Origin of the sequence: Chitinophaga rhizophila (genome assembly GCF_019492185.1) — a bacterium.
GTDB classification, from domain to species: domain Bacteria; phylum Bacteroidota; class Bacteroidia; order Chitinophagales; family Chitinophagaceae; genus Chitinophaga; species Chitinophaga rhizophila.
This window is the reverse complement of sequence record NZ_JAICCF010000002.1, coordinates 73,677-92,493: the sequence shown is the minus strand read 5'-3', so window position 1 is coordinate 92,493 and position 18,817 is coordinate 73,677. Positions and strand designations below refer to the sequence as shown.

The following is an 18,817-nucleotide window of genomic DNA, read 5'->3' as shown; positions in this document are numbered from 1 at the left end:
CGGAATATATTATTCCAGCCCCCTGTGTTGGAGCAAATATTTCACATCAGGTTCTCTTTTGCGGAAAGCTTTATAGAGTACCATTGGTTCTTCTGTACCTCCTTTTTCCAATATATTCTTACGGAAAGCGGTAGCGGTAGCAGCATCAAATATATTACCTGCTTCTTTGAAGGCAGCGAAGGCATCGCTATCCAGCACTTCTGACCAGATATAACTGTAGTAGCCTGCGGAATAACCTCCCGAGAAGATATGCTGGAAATAGGTACTCCGGTACCTCGGTGCGATCTCAGGCAACAGTCCTATTCTGTCCATCTGTTCCTTTTCAAACTCCAACGGGGCTACATTGTTGCCAGCCGGCAAAGTATGATAAGCCATATCCAGTAAAGAAGCAGCGAGATATTCTACCGTGGCGAATCCCTGATTGAATTTAGAGGCTGCTTTCATCTTATCTACAAGTGCTGGCGGGATCAGTTCTCCTGTTTCATAATGTCGTGCATATTGCGCGAGCACTTCCGGTTCAAATGCCCAGTGTTCCATTACCTGCGAAGGCAGTTCTACGAAATCTCTTGGTACTGCAGTACCTGACAGTGTCTCATAAGTTACATCCGACAGCAGACCATGCAAAGCATGTCCTGCTTCGTGAAAGAAGGTTTCTGCCTCATCCGGCGTAAGCAGGGCAGGTTGTGTTGCTGTAGGCCGGGAGAAGTTACACACGATAGAGATAATTGGTGCGACTCTTCCCTGTTCATTAACTGCCTGTTTGCGGTAGGAGGTCATCCAGGCACCACCGCGTTTTGAGCTGCGCGGGTGGAAATCCAGGTACAGTAATCCGACCAGTTGTCCGTCAGCTCCTGTCACTTCATACGCCGAGACCTCTTCATGATAAACAGGTACGCCTTCCAGCAGTTGAAAGTTCAGGCCGTATAGTTGTTTGGCGGTGAAAAACAGTCCGTCCCTTACATTTTCCAGTTTGAAGTAGGGGCGTAAAGCTTCAGCATCGTAGCTATATTTCTCTTTTCTGACTTTATCCGCGTAATAGAACCAATCCCATGCTGCCAGTTTATCATTATTTCCTTCCCTGTCCATGATGGCCTGCATGGCAGCTGCTTCCTGTGTGGCTACAGGTAGTGCAGCTTTCCAGAGTTGTTGCAGCAGTTCGTTTGCCTTGGCAGGCGTCTTTGCCATATTCTCTTCCAGGATGTAATCAGCATGAGAGGTATATCCCAGCAGCGCAGCTTTTTCTGCTCTCAAAGCCGCCAGTTGTGTGACGATGGCTTTGTTATCCCTATCGTCATTATGATTACAGCGGTTAACATATGCGGTGTAGATCTCCTCACGTAGCGCCCTGTTGTCTGCATATTGAAGGAAAGGCATTACGCTGGCATTATGTAAGGTAAACCGCCAGCCTCCTGATTTGCCAGCTGCTTTTGCAGACAGCGCCGCAGCCTCGATCAGTGAAGCGTGTAGTCCTGCCAGGTCTTTTTCATCCGTAACCATTAGTTCGTAATGATTGGTCTCTGCCAGGAGGTGTTGTCCGAAACGAACGGTGAGCAATGACAGCTGTTTATTGATCTCCCTGAGTCGTTCCTGGCTGGCAGCATCCAGGTTTGCACCGCTTCTTACAAAGTCTTTATAGGTCTTTTCCAGTAGTTTGGCTTGTTCGCCGGTAAGCTGTAGTGTACCTTGTTTTTCGTACAACGCTTTTATCCGGTTGAATAATGTAGCATCCAGGTAGATGTCATCACTATGTTTCGCGAGCACGGGAGCCAGCTGCCGGGAGATATTTTCCAGTTCAGCAGAGGTGTTGGCCGATGTCAGGTTAGCAAATACCGCATTCACACTGCGCAGTAGTTTACCGCTTTTTTCAAAGGCTTCCATCGTATCAGCAAAAGACGGAGGTGTTGTCAGGGTGGTAATCTTATTGATATTTGCGCGATGTTCCTGCATGGCAGCCTCAAAAGCGGGCAGGTATCTGGCCGGTACGATGCGTTCAAACGGTGGTAGTCCATACGGCGTATCATACACTTCCAGTAAAGGGTTGGGCGTTCTGAAAAGGTCGTATCTTTTTTCCGTTAGTGGGATGTCAAATGCCTGACTATCTTTCTCTTCGGTAAGTACAAAGCCATGTCTTGCATATAAGGACACAGCGGTGTCCTGCTGATTGGTTGTCCACAGGTAAGCATTATCGAACCCGCGTTCATCCATGAACGACATGAAATGATCCATCAGTCTTTTTCCGAGTCCATATCCGCGAAATGCAGGATCTATAATGAAGTATCTGAGTTGTACGGTTTTACCACGGCTCAGCGCCATAAGGAACCCTACCATACGTCCATTATATTCGCAGATCCATACACGGTCTTTGGCTGTGTCATATTGCCGGGAAAACTCAAGTAGTCCTTCCAGCACATAACGCTCGAAATTGAATCCATATCCCAGTTCACGGCCGTAGATGTCGCCATGCATATATGCCACATATCCCAGGTCACCGGTTTTTAGTGCTGTTCTTATCGTAATATCATTTGCGTTAATCACTTGCATATCTTCGGCAGTTAATGTTCTGTTTCAAAAGTAGTCAATTTCCATTGGTACGCCATCTCCTGTAAGTCATGCGCTTAGCAAAACTTCGTATTTAATTCTCAATTCTTAGTAATTTTCGATTATGCACGCTACATTCATTTTATACCTCAGCCTCCTCCTTGTCCTCCTCCTGCTGGTAATGCTGGCACAACGATTGAAGATTTCTTATCCGATAGTGCTGGTATTAGGGGGACTGGCCATCAGTATGATACCCGGATTACCCCCTGTTGCTATTGACCCTGATCTGATCTTTCTGATATTCCTGCCACCATTATTATATGATGCAGCCTGGAATACTTCGTGGAAGGAGTTCTGGAAATGGCGGCGGGTGATCAGTTCATTTGCCTTTCTTATTATTTTGATTACCTCTTGTGTAATAGCTGTCTTTTCCAGTAGTGTCATTCCAGGTTTTACCCTGGCGTTGGGCTTTCTGCTGGGAGGGATCATTTCTCCGCCTGATGCAGTATCTGCAACCAGTATCATGCGTGGACTGGATGTGCCCAAAAGGCTGGTTTCCATCATCGAAGGCGAGAGTTTGATGAATGATGCTTCGAGCCTGATCGTGTATCGTTTTGCACTGACGGCCGTAACGACGGGAACTTTTGTATTTCACGAGGCTGCAACCAGTTTTGTTGTGGTGATTGTGATGGGCACAATTACAGGACTGGCCGTTGCGCTGGTCTTTTATGCTATTCACCGTTGGCTGCCTACTACAGCAAGTATGGATACCGTACTAACCTTTGCTGCACCTTATGCGATGTACATTGCGGCAGAGCATTTCCATTATTCCGGAGTGCTGGCAGTGGTAAGCGGTGGATTATTTATATCGAGCAGGCAACAATCTATCCTCAGTCACCTGAGCCGTTTGCAGGGTGTTAATGTGTGGGCGACGGTAGGTTTTGTGCTGAACGGGACTGTGTTTATGTTGATAGGCCTTGAATTGCCTGTTATCATTAAAGAATTGGGTGAAAGTTCGGTAACCGACGCGATACTATACGGATTACTCATCTCAGTAGTTGTGATCGTCACCCGTATCTTGTGTGCGTTGGGCTCCTCTGTATTTACGGTATTTATCAGTCGGTTTATCCGCACGGCGGATAATAGTCCGGGGTGGAAGATGCCTTTTGTCTTTGGATGGGCAGGTATGCGTGGAGTGGTGTCTCTGGCAGCAGCATTGTCTATTCCTATTGCAGTAAACGGACAAGCCTTTCCACAGCGGAATATGATTCTGTTTATCACCTTCGTCGTTATATTGGTCACCTTGGTCTTTCAGGGATTGACGCTGCCTTGGTTGATCCGTAAGCTTAAACTGGAAGAGCGCGACTATATGATGTCTGACGTAGAGCAGGAAACACTGATCAGGAAGAAGTTATCTTATACAGCATTGCAGGTATTGGATGAGAAGTATAAGATAGACGTGGAGGAGAATGCATTACTGCGTCAGTTACGTGCAACCCTGGAGAATGAATATGAGTTCCTGCAATTGTATGCAGCATCGCATGCAACGGACGTTAACAGGAAAGAAGCCATTCACCGGTATAGTACTGTTTTCAATGCGTTGATCAGCGAGCAGCGTAATATGTTGAAGAAGATCAACCGTAAGGAGGAATTTAGTGAGGAGCTTGTACGTAAGCACCTTGCCCTGCTGGACCTGGCAGAAGAAAAAATCACCCGGCAATATCAATAAAAGAGAAGAGCCGTTTTAACGATACCGCTGCTGCAGATAGTACTGTTTGACTGTTAACTACTTCTAATCACTGTTAAATACTGTTAAGCATTTTTGTAGGAAAATAGCCGTTCTGTTCTGTCGTAATTTGCCATGGTATTGCTTCAGCGTCTGTTAGTGGAATGGATGAGCCGTAGACTGTCCGATAGGCGACCGCTAACCATGCATTAAACCTAAGGGGTAATAACAGCTCAAATGTATATCACGATCAGGAATACAGACCAGCAGACATTGATCATGTGCAGGTAGGCCTGAAAAGTGAATTTAACAACATTTTAAATCCAAAACCCACAATTATGAACAGGAGATTTTTCACAGCTGCAATAATCGTTACTGCTTTAACTACAGTAAACACTTATGCTCAGGAACAGACGCCTGCCGCTCAGCCGAAGCCTAAACATGAAGGTATCTTCCAGAAACTGGATACAGATAAAGATGGTAAGATCAGTAAGGCAGAAGCAGACAAGCAGGAGCAAGGTAAGTTCAGATTGTCTGACAGGTTCAGTGAAATAGATGCCAACGCAGACACCTATATCACCAAAGAAGAAATGATGGCTTACTGGAAGAAGAAGGGACATGGTCATCGTCCGGGCGGAAAGCACACAGGTTTCTTCCAGCGCCTGGATACTGACAAGGATGGTAAGATCAGTAAAGCAGAAGCCGCGAAGATGAACAATGAGCGCTTTAACCTGACGGAGAAGTTCAGTCAGATAGATGCTAATAACGATGCATACATTACCAAAGAAGAGATGTTTGCTTACGGAAAGAAAAACGGCCATCAACCACACGGAACACATAAGCGTGGAGAAGGACTGTTCCAGAAGCTGGATGCCGATAAAGATGGTAAAATCAGTAAGGCAGAAGCTGATAAGCAGGAGGGTGGCAGATTCATTCTGAAAGACAAATTCGCTGTAATCGATACAAATAAAGATTCATATATCGATAAGAACGAACTGGGTGCTTACAGGAAGAGCCAATATGAGAAGAGGAAAGAAGCGGTTGGAAAATAAGGTATAAAGAAGTTATCAAGGGCCATGTCTTTTCTGTAGAAAGGGCATGGCCCTTTTGTATTTAGCTTTCGCTTTGGAGGATCAGGTGGTGTATGAAGGTATTGTAGGCGTCTCTAATAGGTAATGCTTCGTTAATGAGTAGCTGCCTTCTTTTTATAATTACTGGTTCGCCTGTTTTATGATTCAGCCCTTCTTTGTCTACTTCTGTCCAGTAAACACCGATACCTCTTTTCTGCCAGGACGGCAAATCATTAAAGTTAATATTGTAACGGTATAGTAACTCATTTTTATCAGCGGTGGTCATCTTTTCAATTATCTGCGTAGCAGTCTGGCGGGTGTGATTATCTTTTCGCAACTGCCAGTAGCAATGAGCATTCAGAGAGTTCCGGTGTGCATCTTCGTTTCGCCACCTGAAATAGTCAACTACCAGAGACTGATTTGGCAGTTCACAGATGCGACAGTCAAATGCTGCCAGGCTACCTAATAGTAGAGAAAATTTGGCACTTGCTTCACCAGCGAGAATAGAGTTGAACTTACGATGCTTACGTCCAAATGCACCTTCCTGTAAATGGAACAGGAGTGATATTTCGTCGCTTTCAGTATAACCGTATATAATGTTAAACCCGCAATTCATGAGGTGTTTAACTGTTTCAATCATATATTCTTTAAATACCGGATCAAAAGGCGCCTCAAATGGGTGCACCTCCTTGGTAAGTTTTGTGAAGCCCCGGCCATCAATCCGTGCTACTATATACATGCCTGGTAATACAGTCTGATCATGCGCCGTCTCAAAAATGCGCATTTTACTATCTAGTTCATCAAATTTCATGATCCCATGTTTTTATTGTAAAACCTTTATCATCAAGTTCAACATAGAATAACTCATCAAATCCTTCTTCAAGCGATGGTATTTCCAGTTTACGGTAAGTATGCAGCATTCCGACTTTTGGTATTAAGGCTTTGCCGGTACGCAGGTTGTTTCTTTCCAATGCCGCAGTAAGGCTGGAACGGAAGTAATATCCTTTCACCTTGAATTGATGCTTATTAGCAAGTGAGATATATTTCGCTCTTTCGGCTTTGCTAGGGTTAGTATTGTCTACGACAAATGGTTGGGCACTTTTAATACAGGCATCGAGGAACAGATCTTCCCGGTAACGGCTTTTCAGGAGATCTAAAGATATCCGAACATGTGTTTGCAAGAAGTAGGAGGTATAAAACCCTGTTTTGCCGGTAGCCTGAATGCCGCAGAAGATGATTGCTTCCATGATATAGGTATTGGGTTGGCGAAGATAGGGAAAAGCCTCTTACCTGGTAACTTACTTAATAAAGCGTACGATGGCAACATCGTCTGTTGGCCGCATCTGGTATTGAAACTCCAGCGATTTGCATTTCATATTAAGCATTTCATCAGTTTCCGCTTTTTCATGATCTACCAGCAAAAAACGTATAGGGTCAATCTCTGCGATGACTGGTTTCAATGGTGTAAATGAGGTAACACCATCGGTAGATAAGCTGATATCTCTGATGTTTTGGAAAGTGAGGCGGTATTGTCGCTGATACCAGCTGTCGAAATGTTCCGCCAGATGATAGCCGAGGTAGTCGGGTTTATTATCCTGGTTGAAGATGCTGATATTGCCATTGACACAGATAGCACCGTCTCCGATAATGAGAATGACTGCTTTATCGAGTTTGGTGTCGATGACCATCAGCAGGAGGGTAGTCATGAGTTCATAACGCTCTAATTGTACCTGGTTCCGGATAGCATTCAGCTCCTGGAATAGCTGGCGAGCAGTATCCTGGAGATGTTCTTCCGGAGATATGTTAACAAGCGAGCGTAAATCGGCATAGGCTTTTGCCTTTACGATCTTTCTCAAAAGTTTGCCCGTCAGTGTTGATATGAGATGGCTGTCCCTACCCATCGTACTGCCATCCATCACTGCGGCAACATACGTATGTGGGTTAATGTTGTCGTGGAACAGGTGGTCCTCGCAGTACAGCGGATGGTACCGTCCCCTTTGCAGTGTTGTATAAATATTCATATAGCGGCGCAAAAATAGTGATTCCTTCGTGGAAAAAATTTTTACCCCCATAAAATATTCATCAGGCTTTCCCTTCTATATTACTGCAGGTTTATCATGCTGAACCTCAGAGATGTGCATGTTATAACGCATACGGTATATTCCGGCTTGAGGTCAACCAGGTATTGTGCTGGAATACAGTGTGTTAATTAAATGGGCAGCCATTATGTACATATATCCCTGGGCAGTTCGGACTTACAGTATATTGGTAATCGCCGGGCAGGCAGACCGGTATTATTCCCAGTACCCCTTTATCTGATAATGGTAAAAATGAACATATGGCAATAGTAAAACCAGTTCTCCGCGCGTTCGGCTATGCACAAGTGATTGAATTTTATGTAGAATGGCTGGGTTTCCAGGTAAACTGGGAGCATAAACCTGAAGATGCATCTTTTTACATGCAGCTGTCTTTAGGAGATATTGTACTACATCTCTCAGCGCATCATGGCGATGCTAGTCCAGGGGGTAAACTCTATGTTGATCAATTTGAAGGCCTGGAGGCTTATCACCACATATTGATTGACAAGCAATACAAATAGAACCGGCCAGGTATTGAGGAGGCGTTTTATGATCCTTCGGTGGTATTAGCAACTGTTAATGATCCTTTTTATAACAGGATTGTCTTCGCCGGAAGAAAGAGCAGGATTGCTGAATAAAAAAGAGGTTGCTTACCAACAGTTATACGAATGGTTTTATAACTGTAAATAAGCAACCTTTTTTATAATATCGTTAGCAGCTATTGCTGCTGGTCCAGTAATCTTCTATGATAGTTAATCTGGCCCAGGTGATATGTCAGGTGAGTAGCCAGGTGGATCAGCAGATAACCAGTAGTTGTTTTACTATCAAATACAATCATCGGATACTCTTCTTCCAGCGAAGTTTCTGAAAGCATCGCCAGGGTATTGTCAACAACCGTAATTGTATTTTGAACTTTAAGAAGGAGTTCCGCACGCGGTATATCCTTTAAGGAGAACTCGGCTTCTCTGTCACGAATATATCCGGACTGCCCAAGTTGTGCACCAATATATGTATTCAGATTTCCTACAAGATGCAGGCAAAGATTTCCTGCGGAGTTAGCAATATTGCTGTCAATCTTCCATAAGGCAGGCTCATGCTGATAGGAGGAAATTTCTGATATGAGTTTATGGAGGTCCCGGCTAAATAATTTCCTTAATGTGTCAAGTGTGGACATATATGTAATAATACTTCAATGCAAGATACTTCTTTTTCTACGGGATGTTGCATTAATTGGACACTCGACGATAAAAATAAGCTCTCACCACCTCAGTATTATCAGGTTCTTCCAGTATTGGTTTTTTGGTAGAAAACAAGGCACCCTCTACAGTTTTCTGAAGATACTTCTGGTTCCAATGCATGATGGCCAGCTCAGGAGTGTCACCCCATCCATAGATGCCGTATTCCGGCTTCTCTCCCAGAAAACAACAGTATTCATCACCTTCTCTTAATAGTACAGGTTTATACCTGTTCACTGCCTCAGGCATTTCAGACGAGTTGTAGTCAATAGGTACAATTTTAATCTCATGTGTTGTTTCCATAGCACTATTTTTGACGTATATAACTCCAATAAATATGCCATGCCAAAGCATGAAAATGATTACTTTTATTCCATTCAATTATATTGAAAATTTCTTTAAGACAAATAAGCAGTAAATGAACGGTGCGATTTATGTCCGGCATGTGTCCGTAAAGGATGCTACGCAGGTATCAGCTTTATCAGCAGAGTTAGGTTACCCCTCAACAGTTAAAGACACTATCACGTACATCCAGGCAATTGACAAGAGTATCTGTGATGTCGCCTATGTCGCAGTTAACGGAGAAACCGTTCTGGGATGGATTCACGTTCTCTACACCATTCGACTGGAGTCAGGTCCGTTTTGTGAAATAGGCGGACTGGTAGTATCCCGTAATGCTCATGGTAAAGGTATTGGCAGACTGTTAGTGGAGAAAGCCAAGAAGTGGGCTGCTGAAAGGAACATTGAAAAGCTGCGGGTACGCAGTAATATAATCAGGGAAGGTGCGCACGCATTTTATGCGAAGACCGGCTTCATCGAATACAAACAGCAAAAGGTATTCGAGTATACAATCGGTACTGAACAGCTTAGTGAAAAAGCAGCGCCGGAAAATAAGCAGCTTGCAGAGTAACAAGTCATCTGTTAAGAATTAAGGACTAATATATAGTGAGTCGGCTTACCTCATATTATTGAAGGAACATTTACAGTATTCTCATATATTAGTTCTTAATTCTTTATTTTATTGGATCAGGCTACATATGTTGTTAAACTGGCCATATTAAGATTGTTAACCTCTCACAGCCTGGGCTGCATTTAAGGTGATTACCTGACTCGTATAACTCCTCTATTAATTCTCTATCAGATACCAGGCTTCCTGATCTTAGTGCTTTTACATCCCTTTCTATTACCTCAGTTCCTTCTGAGAAATGTAAGCTGCTGGTCCAGTTCTTCCTGCAGATCGCCAAGCCTTGTTTTGTTCAGCATATCAGTTATATCTTTCCTGATCTTTAGAAACTCGTGGTGAAGCGGGCAGGGATGCTTATCAGAGCACTGCTTTAATCCAAGTCCGCAGCCTGAGAAGATGCTATCTCCATCTACTGCTTTCACTATAGTAGCCAACGATGTCTTACGTGAGCTGTTTTCAAGATAAAAGCCACCGGTAGGTCCTTTCTGTGACTGCACAACTCCTTTTCTACTCAGATCCTGCAGGATCTTGGCAATGAAGTACTCCGGAGAATCAATCCCTTTCGCTATTTCTTTGATACCTATCTTACTACCGTCTTTTGACTTCTGTGCAATAAATATCATGGCACGAATGGCATATTCACATGTCTTTGAAAACATTGTTGGTATTTATGACCCAAAGATAAGGGGATTTAAAGAATAAAAGACCAGTACCTCCTTTATGCGAAACGCTGGTTGTCTTCGTGTAATTGGGTAGTGTGATATGTACACCAGATTCCATAAAACATCAACGATAATGCTTCCTCTTAATGGATAGTGTTGGCTACCTTTGATCCGGAGAGGAATAGTGTTTCCAACGGATCATTCCGGAACCATCTGCACAGAAACACCTTTCCGGCTAAGTCCTGTTATGTAAACAGCAGGCGCTTTAAAAGACACACGTTTCACATACTTTATCATGGTTAATCTACTCATGCGGGTATTGCCTGTCTTGCTGACAGTCATGCCGGTACCGCTATTGGCTGCAACGAAGGGACGCGCCTTCTTTGCCATAGACGCTGTCGAAGGATGGTTGTTTATTCTACTATTACTCGTTATAATGATACTGACAACAGCCATCGCACTGAAAGTGCGGACGGGTATTATACATACAAAAAGCAAGAGGTCTGATACTGCATTTGAGCCTACCCGATTCAATGAATATATCAGTGCGCTAAACAGTAAAAGTATAGATACCTACCTGAATTTGAAGAAAAAGCAGCAGCGACCCACGTCCGGCGATTTGAAAGGTATAGGCCTGTTGATGATCGCTTCCCTGTCATCCCTTCCTGTTGCTTCACAACAGATAGATAGCTCGCCATCTTCCCTCTTGCAGGAGACCGGTATCCTTATCACCCTGGTGCTGTTGCTGATACCCGTACTTGCAGGACTTCTCCTGATGGCTGTTAAGGTGGCAGCACTTGTCCGTCGGCGTAACAGGGAGCAATACTTACAGCAAGCGGCCGCTTTTGCACACTATCTCACAACCCCTGATAATCCACTGATAGAGGAGGCATTGCAGAAAAGAAAGCGTGCGCTGGCCTATCAGCTGCATAATAAAGAACTTGCCGGAGATGCCCCTGCTGACGATGAGAAAGGCCTCGTTGGTAATATCAATCTGCACGCGGGATTATCAGTGGTTGCGCAGAAGCAGCGTGCCGGCAGACGGCCCCCTGTTGATCCTGCTTTATCGAACCTGGTTATGTGGTATATTGGTTGTGCGGCTTTCTGGTTAGTAGTAGGTACTACGGTAGGCGAGTACGTAGGAATTAAGTTCGTCAGTCCGGACGTAGATCACGTCAGCTGGCTGAGTTTTGGCCGTCTACGGCCTGTGCATACTAATGCTGTCTTTTGGGGATGGGCATCTCTGGGTATGCTCGGTCTGGGCTATTATGTGGTGCCCCGGGTAAGTAATGTACCACTTGCCAGTCTGCAACAAGGATGGTGGGCATTGCGGCTAATAAACACTGCTGTATTACTTGGATCGGTTAGCCTGATGGCAGGTATCAATAATGGGGGTGGAGAGTACCGCGAATACATATGGCCGATACAACTCTTATTCGGCATAGGGTTATTGCTGACACTCAGCAACTTTATTCGCACTATTGCATCACGTACTACCAGGGAAATTTACATCTCCAACTGGTATATTGTAGCTGCACTGATGTTTGCACTGGTAATATCCATTGTAGCATATATACCATTATGGCAGGATGGACTGGGAGAAACGATCATACAAGGATACTATATGCACCAGGGGGTGGGTATGTGGTTCATGTTATTTACACTCGGCATTGTTTATTACTTCCTGCCACAACAACTTAATAAGCCTATTTACTCTTACAGCCTGGGTATACTGGCTTTTTGGGCGCAGATACTTTTTTACACACTTATCGGTACGCATCACTTCGTTTTCAGTGCTATTCCCTGGTGGCTGCAAACAGTAGCTATCGTAGGCTCTGTCGGGATGATCATTCCGGTAGCTGCTGGTACTACTAATTTCTTCATGACTTTCCGCGGCGGGTGGCATAAGCTGAACAACAGCTATATACTGCCTTTCTTCCTGGTGGGTGTCATCTTTTACTTTACAGGCTCTTTGCAAGGTACGGCAGAAGCTTTCCGCACCACTAACCTGATATGGCACTTTACTGACTTCACAGTCGCGCATTCTCATCTCACGATGTATGGCATTGTCAGTTTCCTGTTATGGGCTGCTATCTATGCTGTAGTACCCCGGCTGTCTGGTAAAGAAGCTCCGCAGATTACTGTCGGTGCGCACTTCTGGCTGGCATTGATAGGCTTGTTGTTTTATACCATTCCGCTTATGTATGGCAGCACGCTGCGTGGCATTATGTGGATGCAGGGAAAACCATTCATTGACAGCGTAATCATGATGGCACCTTACTGGCTATGGCGTGCTATAGGTGGAAGTCTAATGTGGTTATCCCACCTCTTCTTTGCCTATAATCTATATAAGATGATGCTGGGTGATGATACGGCTGATAGCAGAGGCGCTGCTGTGCAAAGACTGAATCAATCTTATTCCGAAATAGAATCAACGCTGTAATTATGGAATTTTTTGATGATCATAAGCGCCTGTACAGAACGGCCTTCCTGTTATTTATTATACTCACCCTGTTTGTTGCTATTATTCCTGCCATGACTAATCAGCATAATAATGCCCCGCTGCCCGATGCATCGTCGCTAAGCGCTGCTGCACGTAGCGGAAAGGCATTGTTCATCAGCAATGGGTGCGTTGCCTGCCATACGCAGCAGGTACGCAATGTAGATATGGACAAAGTCTGGGGCGGGCGGCCTGGTATTGCTGCTGACTATGCTGACAATCACCGCACAGATTTCTGGCGGAATACTGCAACACTGATGGGCACAGAACGTACTGGTCCGGACCTTACAGATGTAGGCAACCGCCAACCCAGCCTTGACTGGCACCTGACTCACCTGTTCAATCCGCGTATTGTTGCGCCGGCATCTATCATGCCTGCTTACCCCTGGCTGTTTCAAGCCCGGGATACTGCCAGTATATCAGACGTTATTGTAAAGGTGCCGGAGGAATATATACCGGCAGGTACTGTTATTGTTGCTACGCAGGACGCCCTGGATCTTGTTGCCTATCTGCAGGAATTAAAACAGGTGAAACTGCCGGATGGGGTGGGTGTACCTGCATTTCTGTATGGCAGTATCGCCACTACTACCACTGCCGCTTCAGGCACTCCCGATGGCGCTACTTTATATACTAGTAACTGTCAGAGCTGTCACCAGCAGAACGGAGAAGGATTAAAGGGGGCATTTCCCTCATTAAAAGGAAGTAAAGTCGTACTTGATCCTGATCCGATACAGTTGGTGGATGTCATCATGAACGGTTTCGATGCACGCGTTAGCGAAGGATATGGCATCATGCCGGCCGTAGGTACAAACAGTCATCTTTCTGCCGAAGAAGTCACCGCTATCATGAACCACGAACGTTCCAGCTGGGGCAACAACGCGCCTGCCGTAACCACCGCACAAGTGCGGAAGTACCTGGAAGAGATAAATGCAAAAGCTGCCAACAAATAACCGAAACCCAATCTCATGCGTAAGAAGTTATTTTTACTGCTGGCATTACTGACCAGCTACTACCTGCCGTCAACGGCCTGTGATGCCTGTAACAGGAAACAGACGGTTGTCTTCAGCGGACTAACCCATGGCAAAACGCCCGATAGTCAATGGGACTACCTCATTGTACTGATTATAGCGGCTATAGTATTGCTTACTTTGTTTTATTCGGTAAAGTGGTTGATACGCCCCGGAGAAAAGTCGGTAGATCATATTAAACAGTTTGTGGTGAACAACAATAGTTATGAAGGATAAGAGCACGATATACATATTCATAGACGATGCAATAAAACCTATTGCCATACTGGAATCTCCTGTTAACTTTGAACTGGATACTACGCGGCTGGTAGATGGTAGACATACGCTTAAGATCGTTAGTCGCGACCCTACCGGAAAGGAAGGTATCAGACTGGTACCTTTTGAAGTACGCAATGGTCCGGCCATCTCCATTGAAGGTATCCGGGAAGACGCCGTAGTAGATGGCGTCGTGCCAGTGATGATCAATGCATATGGCAAAGGCGATCAGCGCAACTTCCTGATAATTGGCAGTGAAACCCCGCAAAGCATTCCGTTCTGGGTGTTTGTACTGTTGATTGCTTTCCTGGGGTGGGCAATCTTTTACTGTATTACAGCACCACTGGAGTTATTGATGAAATAAAATACTATTATGTCTGATATAGAGCAGAGACCGCAACTCGCGGATATTCAGAATGAAGAAGATATAGCGCAGCTGGTGCATACCTTTTACGCCAAAGTAAAGGATGACACACTACTGGGGCCTGTATTTGAGAAGGCAATTGCCGGTAACTGGGGCCCGCACCTGGATATTATGTGTAACTTCTGGAGTACGATGTTGTTGTACTCGGGGAGGTATAAAGGCGACACAATGAGTAAACATATGTCCCTTCCTATTGACCCACGGCATTTCAGCCAGTGGCTGACACTATTCTTAGGCACAGTAGACACCTTATTTCAGGGTGAAGTTGCTGACAATGCCAAGGCCAGGGCTGGCAATATTGCCCGTATTATGCAGTCTATGATGGGCTTTTCTTTGAATAATAACCAACCGGACCCGGGTCTCCTCCGCCATAACAGCTGAGAAGCCACAGGCACCGGTGGTTATTTGTAGCGGAAGGGAGATGATCAGGTTTCAGTAATGGCGTTATTGAAATCAGTTCATGGCACGTCCCGTAGCTTTAATTCAAATGCGTCCAGCCAGTCCCTTACTGCCGATATTTTGCCTGGCTTCGGCATACAGTAACGTTCCCGGCCGCATTGCTTTATTTCAATGACATCGCACTCCAGCAGTATTCTGAGGTGTTTGTATACAGCTGTACGGCTTATACTGAACCGGCCAGCCAAGGCATTAATGTTCAGCGGCTTACAGGCAATCAGGTCAAGTATCTCCCGGCGGGTAGGGTCGGCAATTGCCTGGAAGGTGTCTCTTCTCATAGCGGGAACATTGGGCGCATCTGTAGTTACTGCCGACAAGGTTTAATTAGCAGGAAAGGCTGTCGGATCAGAGTAAAGCACTTCCCACAGGTGCCCATCCAGATCCTGGAACGCCCGCGAATACATCCAGCCGTGATCCTGCGGCTCATTATAAGCAACTGCGCCTGCTGCCAGTGCCTTATCTACTACCTCGTGGACTTTCTCCTTACTTTCAACTGATACCGCATTGATTACTTCAGTTACCTTTGACGCATCAGCAATACCCTTTTTAATAAAGGTGCTGAAGAACTCCTCTACCAGTAACATCGCATAGATGTTCTCTGAAAGTACCAGACAGGCTCCCTGTTCATTAGTAAACTGCGCATTGAAGGTGAAGCCAATCGCTGTGAAGAATGCTTTTGACTTGTCCAGATCCTTTACGGGCAGATTGACGAAGATCTCTTTTACCATTTTGATGGGTTTTATTATTAATAAGAATAGATGACGTCTTCCAGTACTTCCCCGCTATACCCGGCATCCTGCAACATACGTATCACTTTCGACGGATCAACAGCTCCTGTGTCACACTCCACCCGCAATATGCGGTCGCAGTCTTGCAGGTCAAAGTTAGCGCTATAGCCGGCGCAGGTATTGTGTATTTGCCGGAGGAGCAATAGCGCATTCCTCCTGTTGTTAACATTGGTTTTAAATACTTCTACCATATACACAAATATTTCAGGTTGCAGGATTTAATCAGACCTTGCCCTCAGGCAATAGTTCCTTATATGGAACCTTATGGTTACAAAAATATGTGAAACCTTTTGGTTGCATGGGTCGTAAAAACGACATAAATAGGGGGAAAACGGGACATTTCCCGAAAGTATACGTCTTCACTTGTCTAAGTCAGGGAGGACTGCTGCCAACGCTGTTCTCCAACATGAGATCAGCTGAAATGAGTGTTATAACGCAGTACTATCATACTGGTTAGCGTCATCACAAGTTCCTGACTGTCTACCTGCCCATTATGGTCTTATAAACCCTAGTCCAAAAGCAGTACCTGCACCCAGCAACGCTCCGGCTGTAACGTCGGTAGGGTAGTGTACGCCCAGGTACATCCTCGAGTAGCCTACTGCCCCTGACCATAGAAACGCAGGTGCTATAACATACCATTTCGGATATGCCCTGGCCAGTGCAGTGGCCGAACTGAAAGCAGACGAAGTATGGCCGGAAGGGAAGGAGGTAGACCTGGGCTGATATACAGCTGTCAGGCGTGTATTAGATATAAAGGGGCGGGGCCGTTTTACAAGCTTTTTGATAAGGGTATTCAGCAGGAATGTCGTGGCGGTACTACTAGCCACATAAAGTGCATTTTGCCGCATATCAGGGTTGTGGTCAATAATACCTGCTATCAGCAGACCGGCAGGAATGGCCACATTCACATAATCGTTTGTGTTGGATATGAACAACCAGGCTTTCGTCTGTGAAGGTGTTCGCCTGTCCGCCAGGTACTCCAGCGTTTTATCATCCAGACGCTGTAGTCCTGATTGTGCTGTAACAGTAGGAAATGCTGTTGTCAGCAGCAGTATGGTTACGTATAACTGTTTCATATCCTGTCTTATCTAACGAAATGTTTATCTGTCTGCCGCCAATGAAATTACTAAATAAATACGGGTAAACCGGGTACGCCTGACTACAATATCCTGTACAACACTCTACCAGCTCTCCACCCATCTGCCAAAATCAATATAGCAGGAACAATCCTGACCTTCAGTGCTCCGCATCAGCTGACTATCCCTCCGCAGTAACTATCCGTCTTGGCCATACCCCGACTTTCCATATCACTTATAGCAGGAACAATCCTGACCTTCAGTGCTCCGCATCAGCTGACTATCCCTCCGCAGTAACTATCCCCCTTGGCAATACTCCGTCCGCCACTATCACTGCCTGCTGCTATCACAATTTGTAGTTACCTCCAATCAGCGTCACATCCCGTATTACCCTGATTATCAAATGAAGATCAGTCTAACTACACTGTATAACACACAATTAATGGCGCATTTCTTGTAACTGCTCCAGCAGTGAGGTAACTAATATTGATAAATATTAAATGTTTCATTACCTTGGAAGATTTTCCGGTATCATAAAAAAGCATTACTTGTATGAAGAGTCCTGTTACAGGAGGTAACCGTGTGGAATTGATCACAACCTTTCCGACTGATTCAATTGTTAAGATCTACCAGGATAACCTCAAAGTAGATACCCGCCGCTTTTTTAAAGGGGTACCTGCTGTAGAATTGTATGAATGTACCGAAACGGGCTACCGCTTTTATCATCCGGAAACCATATTGGGCGATGGCCAGTTCTATGCTGACCTGCACAAAGACAATGAAGGCTACTATTCAAAAACCAGGTGGGAGCATAAGTATGCCATCGGCCAGATAAAAGCTACTGACAAAGTACTTGAAGTAGGCGCAGGTGACGGTTTCTTTCTGGAGCAGCTGAAGAAAGCGAACATAGACGCGCTGGGATTGGAGCTTAATCAGGACGCTATTGCCAAAGGTGCAAAAAAAGGCCTGCGTATGTCCGGTGAAATGATAGAAGATCATGCGGCTGCACACCCTGAAACATATGATGTGGTTTGCTGCTTCCAGGTATTGGAACACATTTATAATGTAAAGAGTTTCCTCGATGGCTGTATCAAGGCGCTGAAGAAAGGTGGTAAACTGATCATTGCTGTGCCTAACAACAACCCTTATATGTTCAAGCAGGACAAATGGCATACCCTGAACCTACCGCCGCATCATGCCGGCTTGTGGAACAAAAAGGCCTTTATGGAACTGCAGAATTTCTATAACATCACACCACAGGATATCATCGTTGAACCTCTCAGTAATATGAAGCCGTTCGCTAAACAATGGTACCTGGCGCAACGTAACTACTTCAAAGAGACTAAGCCGGTACTGGGCGGCATCATGTCGCTGGTACCACGCCCTGTATACAAAGCTGTTGTAAAACTGTTCTCTCCCTGGATAGACGGTTGTAACATTGTAGCTGTATTTACCAAGAATTAGCACATACCCGGGAATGTCCTGAATACCCCCTCAGACAGTCCCATTTGCACATTATATACTTCAGAAAATGCTGATATGTTTGCATCATAAAACCTACTATTATGAAAACGAACAAGATCAGCATTTTCTATTGGGTATCAACCATTGTCTTCGCACTCATGATGCTGGCAGATGGCCTGGCCGGTTTAGCGCATGAAGCAACAGGTGTAGCTGTCATGAAACACCTGGGTTATCCTGAATATATACTTACCATCCTCGGCATTGCCAAGATACTCGGTGCGCTGGCTATTATCCAGACTAAATTCGACACATTGAAAGAGTGGGCCTTTGCTGGCTTTACCATCAACTTTATTGGCGCATGTTTCTCCAGACTGGCCATAGGTGACCCTGCCGGTGAGTTGATTGCTCCGCTTGTAGCATTGCTCATACTCTCCGTACCCTACTATGCCTGGAAGCGTTACAAAGCTGCCAAAAGCTATACTCCCCAATTGGCTGTCCGCTAAGCGTTACGCTGCCTGCTAATAGCAATCCGCAGGCTTCCTGCAACAATGGG

The 18,817-nt window shown here is 45.2% G+C and carries 22 protein-coding genes; 11 read left to right on the top strand and 11 right to left on the bottom strand.

What is annotated here, in order from left to right; all coding sequences use genetic code 11:
* Positions 1-9: 9 nt before the first annotated feature.
* Positions 10-2,541, bottom strand: a complete 2,532-nt coding sequence (locus K1Y79_RS09395) for a GNAT family N-acetyltransferase (RefSeq protein WP_220249764.1) — start codon at positions 2,539-2,541, stop codon at positions 10-12.
* Positions 2,542-2,662: 121 nt separating this feature from the next.
* Here K1Y79_RS09395 and K1Y79_RS09390 point away from each other — a divergent pair, with 121 nt between their 5' ends.
* Together K1Y79_RS09390 and K1Y79_RS09385 are read left to right on the top strand one after the other, a co-directional pair.
* A complete protein-coding gene (locus tag K1Y79_RS09390; RefSeq protein ID WP_220249763.1) occupies positions 2,663-4,267 on the top strand; it encodes a Na+/H+ antiporter in 1,605 nt (534 codons plus the stop codon).
* 335 nt (positions 4,268-4,602) lie between these two features.
* The gene (locus tag K1Y79_RS09385) at positions 4,603-5,316 is read left to right on the top strand and encodes an EF-hand domain-containing protein (RefSeq protein ID WP_220249762.1); all 714 of its coding nucleotides are present in this window, start codon (positions 4,603-4,605) and stop codon (positions 5,314-5,316) included.
* Positions 5,317-5,377: 61 nt separating this feature from the next.
* On the opposite strand, the gene K1Y79_RS09380 is transcribed toward K1Y79_RS09385, so the two are convergent.
* Genes K1Y79_RS09380 through K1Y79_RS09370 form a run of 3 tightly spaced genes read right to left on the bottom strand, consistent with a single transcriptional unit; the run spans position 5,378 to position 7,355 of the window.
* A complete protein-coding gene (locus K1Y79_RS09380; protein WP_220249761.1) occupies positions 5,378-6,145 on the bottom strand; it encodes a tRNA(His) guanylyltransferase Thg1 family protein in 768 nt (255 codons plus the stop codon).
* Complete coding sequence (locus K1Y79_RS09375) at positions 6,135-6,581, bottom strand: AAA family ATPase (RefSeq protein ID WP_220249760.1); 447 nt, start codon at positions 6,579-6,581, stop codon at positions 6,135-6,137. Before K1Y79_RS09375 ends, K1Y79_RS09380 begins: the two co-directional genes overlap by 11 nt.
* A gap of 51 nt (positions 6,582-6,632) precedes the next feature.
* Positions 6,633-7,355, bottom strand: a complete 723-nt coding sequence (locus K1Y79_RS09370; protein ID WP_220249759.1) for a protein phosphatase 2C domain-containing protein — start codon at positions 7,353-7,355, stop codon at positions 6,633-6,635.
* Positions 7,356-7,672: 317 nt separating this feature from the next.
* On the opposite strand from K1Y79_RS09370, the gene K1Y79_RS09365 reads away from it, so the two are divergent.
* Positions 7,673-7,933, top strand: coding sequence for a glyoxalase superfamily protein (locus K1Y79_RS09365; protein ID WP_236059554.1), 261 nt, complete (start codon positions 7,673-7,675; stop codon positions 7,931-7,933).
* Between the two features lie 197 nt (positions 7,934-8,130).
* On the opposite strand, the gene K1Y79_RS09360 is transcribed toward K1Y79_RS09365, so the two are convergent.
* Both K1Y79_RS09360 and K1Y79_RS09355 read right to left on the bottom strand, forming a co-directional pair.
* The gene (locus K1Y79_RS09360; protein WP_220249758.1) at positions 8,131-8,586 is read right to left on the bottom strand and encodes a DinB family protein; all 456 of its coding nucleotides are present in this window, start codon (positions 8,584-8,586) and stop codon (positions 8,131-8,133) included.
* A 52-nt stretch (positions 8,587-8,638) separates the two neighbouring features.
* Positions 8,639-8,950 carry a hypothetical protein gene (locus tag K1Y79_RS09355; protein WP_220249757.1) on the bottom strand — a complete coding sequence of 104 codons (312 nt, stop codon included), beginning with the start codon at positions 8,948-8,950 and terminating at the stop codon, positions 8,639-8,641.
* A gap of 115 nt (positions 8,951-9,065) precedes the next feature.
* Here K1Y79_RS09355 and K1Y79_RS09350 point away from each other — a divergent pair, with 115 nt between their 5' ends.
* Positions 9,066-9,557, top strand: a complete 492-nt coding sequence (locus tag K1Y79_RS09350) for a GNAT family N-acetyltransferase (RefSeq protein WP_220249756.1) — start codon at positions 9,066-9,068, stop codon at positions 9,555-9,557.
* Positions 9,558-9,835: 278 nt separating this feature from the next.
* Here K1Y79_RS09350 and K1Y79_RS09345 read toward each other — a convergent pair whose 3' ends face one another.
* The gene (locus K1Y79_RS09345) at positions 9,836-10,270 is read right to left on the bottom strand and encodes an RrF2 family transcriptional regulator (RefSeq protein ID WP_220249755.1); all 435 of its coding nucleotides are present in this window, start codon (positions 10,268-10,270) and stop codon (positions 9,836-9,838) included.
* A 298-nt stretch (positions 10,271-10,568) separates the two neighbouring features.
* Here K1Y79_RS09345 and K1Y79_RS09340 point away from each other — a divergent pair, with 298 nt between their 5' ends.
* The 5 genes from K1Y79_RS09340 to K1Y79_RS09320 are packed head-to-tail and all read left to right on the top strand — an operon-like array spanning position 10,569 to position 14,861.
* Complete coding sequence (locus K1Y79_RS09340) at positions 10,569-12,716, top strand: cbb3-type cytochrome c oxidase subunit I (RefSeq protein ID WP_236059553.1); 2,148 nt, start codon at positions 10,569-10,571, stop codon at positions 12,714-12,716.
* 2 nt (positions 12,717-12,718) lie between these two features.
* Positions 12,719-13,723 carry a cbb3-type cytochrome c oxidase subunit II gene (locus tag K1Y79_RS09335; RefSeq protein WP_220249754.1) on the top strand — a complete coding sequence of 335 codons (1,005 nt, stop codon included), beginning with the start codon at positions 12,719-12,721 and terminating at the stop codon, positions 13,721-13,723.
* A gap of 15 nt (positions 13,724-13,738) precedes the next feature.
* Complete coding sequence (locus tag K1Y79_RS09330; protein WP_220249753.1) at positions 13,739-14,017, top strand: hypothetical protein; 279 nt, start codon at positions 13,739-13,741, stop codon at positions 14,015-14,017.
* Positions 14,007-14,420, top strand: a complete 414-nt coding sequence (locus K1Y79_RS09325) for a cytochrome C (protein WP_220249752.1) — start codon at positions 14,007-14,009, stop codon at positions 14,418-14,420. The genes K1Y79_RS09330 and K1Y79_RS09325 overlap by 11 nt, the downstream gene beginning before the upstream one ends.
* Before the next feature lie 9 nt (positions 14,421-14,429).
* Positions 14,430-14,861, top strand: coding sequence for a group III truncated hemoglobin (locus K1Y79_RS09320; RefSeq protein ID WP_220249751.1), 432 nt, complete (start codon positions 14,430-14,432; stop codon positions 14,859-14,861).
* A gap of 77 nt (positions 14,862-14,938) precedes the next feature.
* Here the strand turns inward: K1Y79_RS09320 and K1Y79_RS09315 are convergent, their stop codons facing one another.
* From K1Y79_RS09315 to K1Y79_RS09300, 4 genes are all read right to left on the bottom strand, one after another.
* Positions 14,939-15,214 (bottom strand): ArsR/SmtB family transcription factor, encoded by a 276-nt coding sequence (locus K1Y79_RS09315; protein WP_220249750.1) that lies wholly within the window; start codon positions 15,212-15,214, stop codon positions 14,939-14,941.
* A gap of 42 nt (positions 15,215-15,256) precedes the next feature.
* Positions 15,257-15,664: a VOC family protein gene (locus K1Y79_RS09310; RefSeq protein ID WP_220249749.1), complete on the bottom strand. Its 408-nt coding sequence runs from the start codon at positions 15,662-15,664 to the stop codon at positions 15,257-15,259.
* A 17-nt stretch (positions 15,665-15,681) separates the two neighbouring features.
* Positions 15,682-15,915 (bottom strand): hypothetical protein, encoded by a 234-nt coding sequence (locus K1Y79_RS09305; RefSeq protein ID WP_220249748.1) that lies wholly within the window; start codon positions 15,913-15,915, stop codon positions 15,682-15,684.
* 300 nt (positions 15,916-16,215) lie between these two features.
* Positions 16,216-16,800 (bottom strand): phosphatase PAP2 family protein, encoded by a 585-nt coding sequence (locus K1Y79_RS09300; protein WP_220249747.1) that lies wholly within the window; start codon positions 16,798-16,800, stop codon positions 16,216-16,218.
* 552 nt (positions 16,801-17,352) lie between these two features.
* Between K1Y79_RS09300 and K1Y79_RS09295 the strand changes: the two genes are divergently transcribed.
* Positions 17,353-18,264, top strand: a complete 912-nt coding sequence (locus tag K1Y79_RS09295; protein WP_220249746.1) for a class I SAM-dependent methyltransferase — start codon at positions 17,353-17,355, stop codon at positions 18,262-18,264.
* A 101-nt stretch (positions 18,265-18,365) separates the two neighbouring features.
* A complete protein-coding gene (locus K1Y79_RS09290) occupies positions 18,366-18,767 on the top strand; it encodes a DoxX family protein (RefSeq protein ID WP_220249745.1) in 402 nt (133 codons plus the stop codon).
* Positions 18,768-18,817: the final 50 nt, after the last annotated feature.

What these genes read in the sequence shown, in the direction of transcription:
- K1Y79_RS09320 (WP_220249751.1), top strand. Translation starts at nt 14,430, where the DNA reads ATGTCTGATATAGAGCAGAGACCGCAACTCGCGGATATTCAGAATGAA.
- K1Y79_RS09385 (WP_220249762.1), top strand. Translation starts at nt 4,603, where the DNA reads ATGAACAGGAGATTTTTCACAGCTGCAATAATCGTTACTGCTTTAACT.
- K1Y79_RS09365 (WP_236059554.1), top strand. Translation starts at nt 7,673, where the DNA reads ATGGCAATAGTAAAACCAGTTCTCCGCGCGTTCGGCTATGCACAAGTG.
- K1Y79_RS09345 (WP_220249755.1), bottom strand. Translation starts at nt 10,270, where the DNA reads ATGTTTTCAAAGACATGTGAATATGCCATTCGTGCCATGATATTTATT.
- K1Y79_RS09340 (WP_236059553.1), top strand. Translation starts at nt 10,569, where the DNA reads ATGGTTAATCTACTCATGCGGGTATTGCCTGTCTTGCTGACAGTCATG.
- K1Y79_RS09305 (WP_220249748.1), bottom strand. Translation starts at nt 15,915, where the DNA reads ATGGTAGAAGTATTTAAAACCAATGTTAACAACAGGAGGAATGCGCTA.
- K1Y79_RS09290 (WP_220249745.1), top strand. Translation starts at nt 18,366, where the DNA reads ATGAAAACGAACAAGATCAGCATTTTCTATTGGGTATCAACCATTGTC.
- K1Y79_RS09325 (WP_220249752.1), top strand. Translation starts at nt 14,007, where the DNA reads ATGAAGGATAAGAGCACGATATACATATTCATAGACGATGCAATAAAA.
- K1Y79_RS09360 (WP_220249758.1), bottom strand. Translation starts at nt 8,586, where the DNA reads ATGTCCACACTTGACACATTAAGGAAATTATTTAGCCGGGACCTCCAT.
- K1Y79_RS09315 (WP_220249750.1), bottom strand. Translation starts at nt 15,214, where the DNA reads ATGAGAAGAGACACCTTCCAGGCAATTGCCGACCCTACCCGCCGGGAG.
- K1Y79_RS09380 (WP_220249761.1), bottom strand. Translation starts at nt 6,145, where the DNA reads ATGAAATTTGATGAACTAGATAGTAAAATGCGCATTTTTGAGACGGCG.
- K1Y79_RS09370 (WP_220249759.1), bottom strand. Translation starts at nt 7,355, where the DNA reads ATGAATATTTATACAACACTGCAAAGGGGACGGTACCATCCGCTGTAC.
- K1Y79_RS09390 (WP_220249763.1), top strand. Translation starts at nt 2,663, where the DNA reads ATGCACGCTACATTCATTTTATACCTCAGCCTCCTCCTTGTCCTCCTC.
- K1Y79_RS09300 (WP_220249747.1), bottom strand. Translation starts at nt 16,800, where the DNA reads ATGAAACAGTTATACGTAACCATACTGCTGCTGACAACAGCATTTCCT.
- K1Y79_RS09375 (WP_220249760.1), bottom strand. Translation starts at nt 6,581, where the DNA reads ATGGAAGCAATCATCTTCTGCGGCATTCAGGCTACCGGCAAAACAGGG.
- K1Y79_RS09355 (WP_220249757.1), bottom strand. Translation starts at nt 8,950, where the DNA reads ATGGAAACAACACATGAGATTAAAATTGTACCTATTGACTACAACTCG.
- K1Y79_RS09395 (WP_220249764.1), bottom strand. Translation starts at nt 2,541, where the DNA reads ATGCAAGTGATTAACGCAAATGATATTACGATAAGAACAGCACTAAAA.
- K1Y79_RS09310 (WP_220249749.1), bottom strand. Translation starts at nt 15,664, where the DNA reads ATGGTAAAAGAGATCTTCGTCAATCTGCCCGTAAAGGATCTGGACAAG.
- K1Y79_RS09330 (WP_220249753.1), top strand. Translation starts at nt 13,739, where the DNA reads ATGCGTAAGAAGTTATTTTTACTGCTGGCATTACTGACCAGCTACTAC.
- K1Y79_RS09295 (WP_220249746.1), top strand. Translation starts at nt 17,353, where the DNA reads ATGAAGAGTCCTGTTACAGGAGGTAACCGTGTGGAATTGATCACAACC.
- K1Y79_RS09335 (WP_220249754.1), top strand. Translation starts at nt 12,719, where the DNA reads ATGGAATTTTTTGATGATCATAAGCGCCTGTACAGAACGGCCTTCCTG.
- K1Y79_RS09350 (WP_220249756.1), top strand. Translation starts at nt 9,066, where the DNA reads ATGAACGGTGCGATTTATGTCCGGCATGTGTCCGTAAAGGATGCTACG.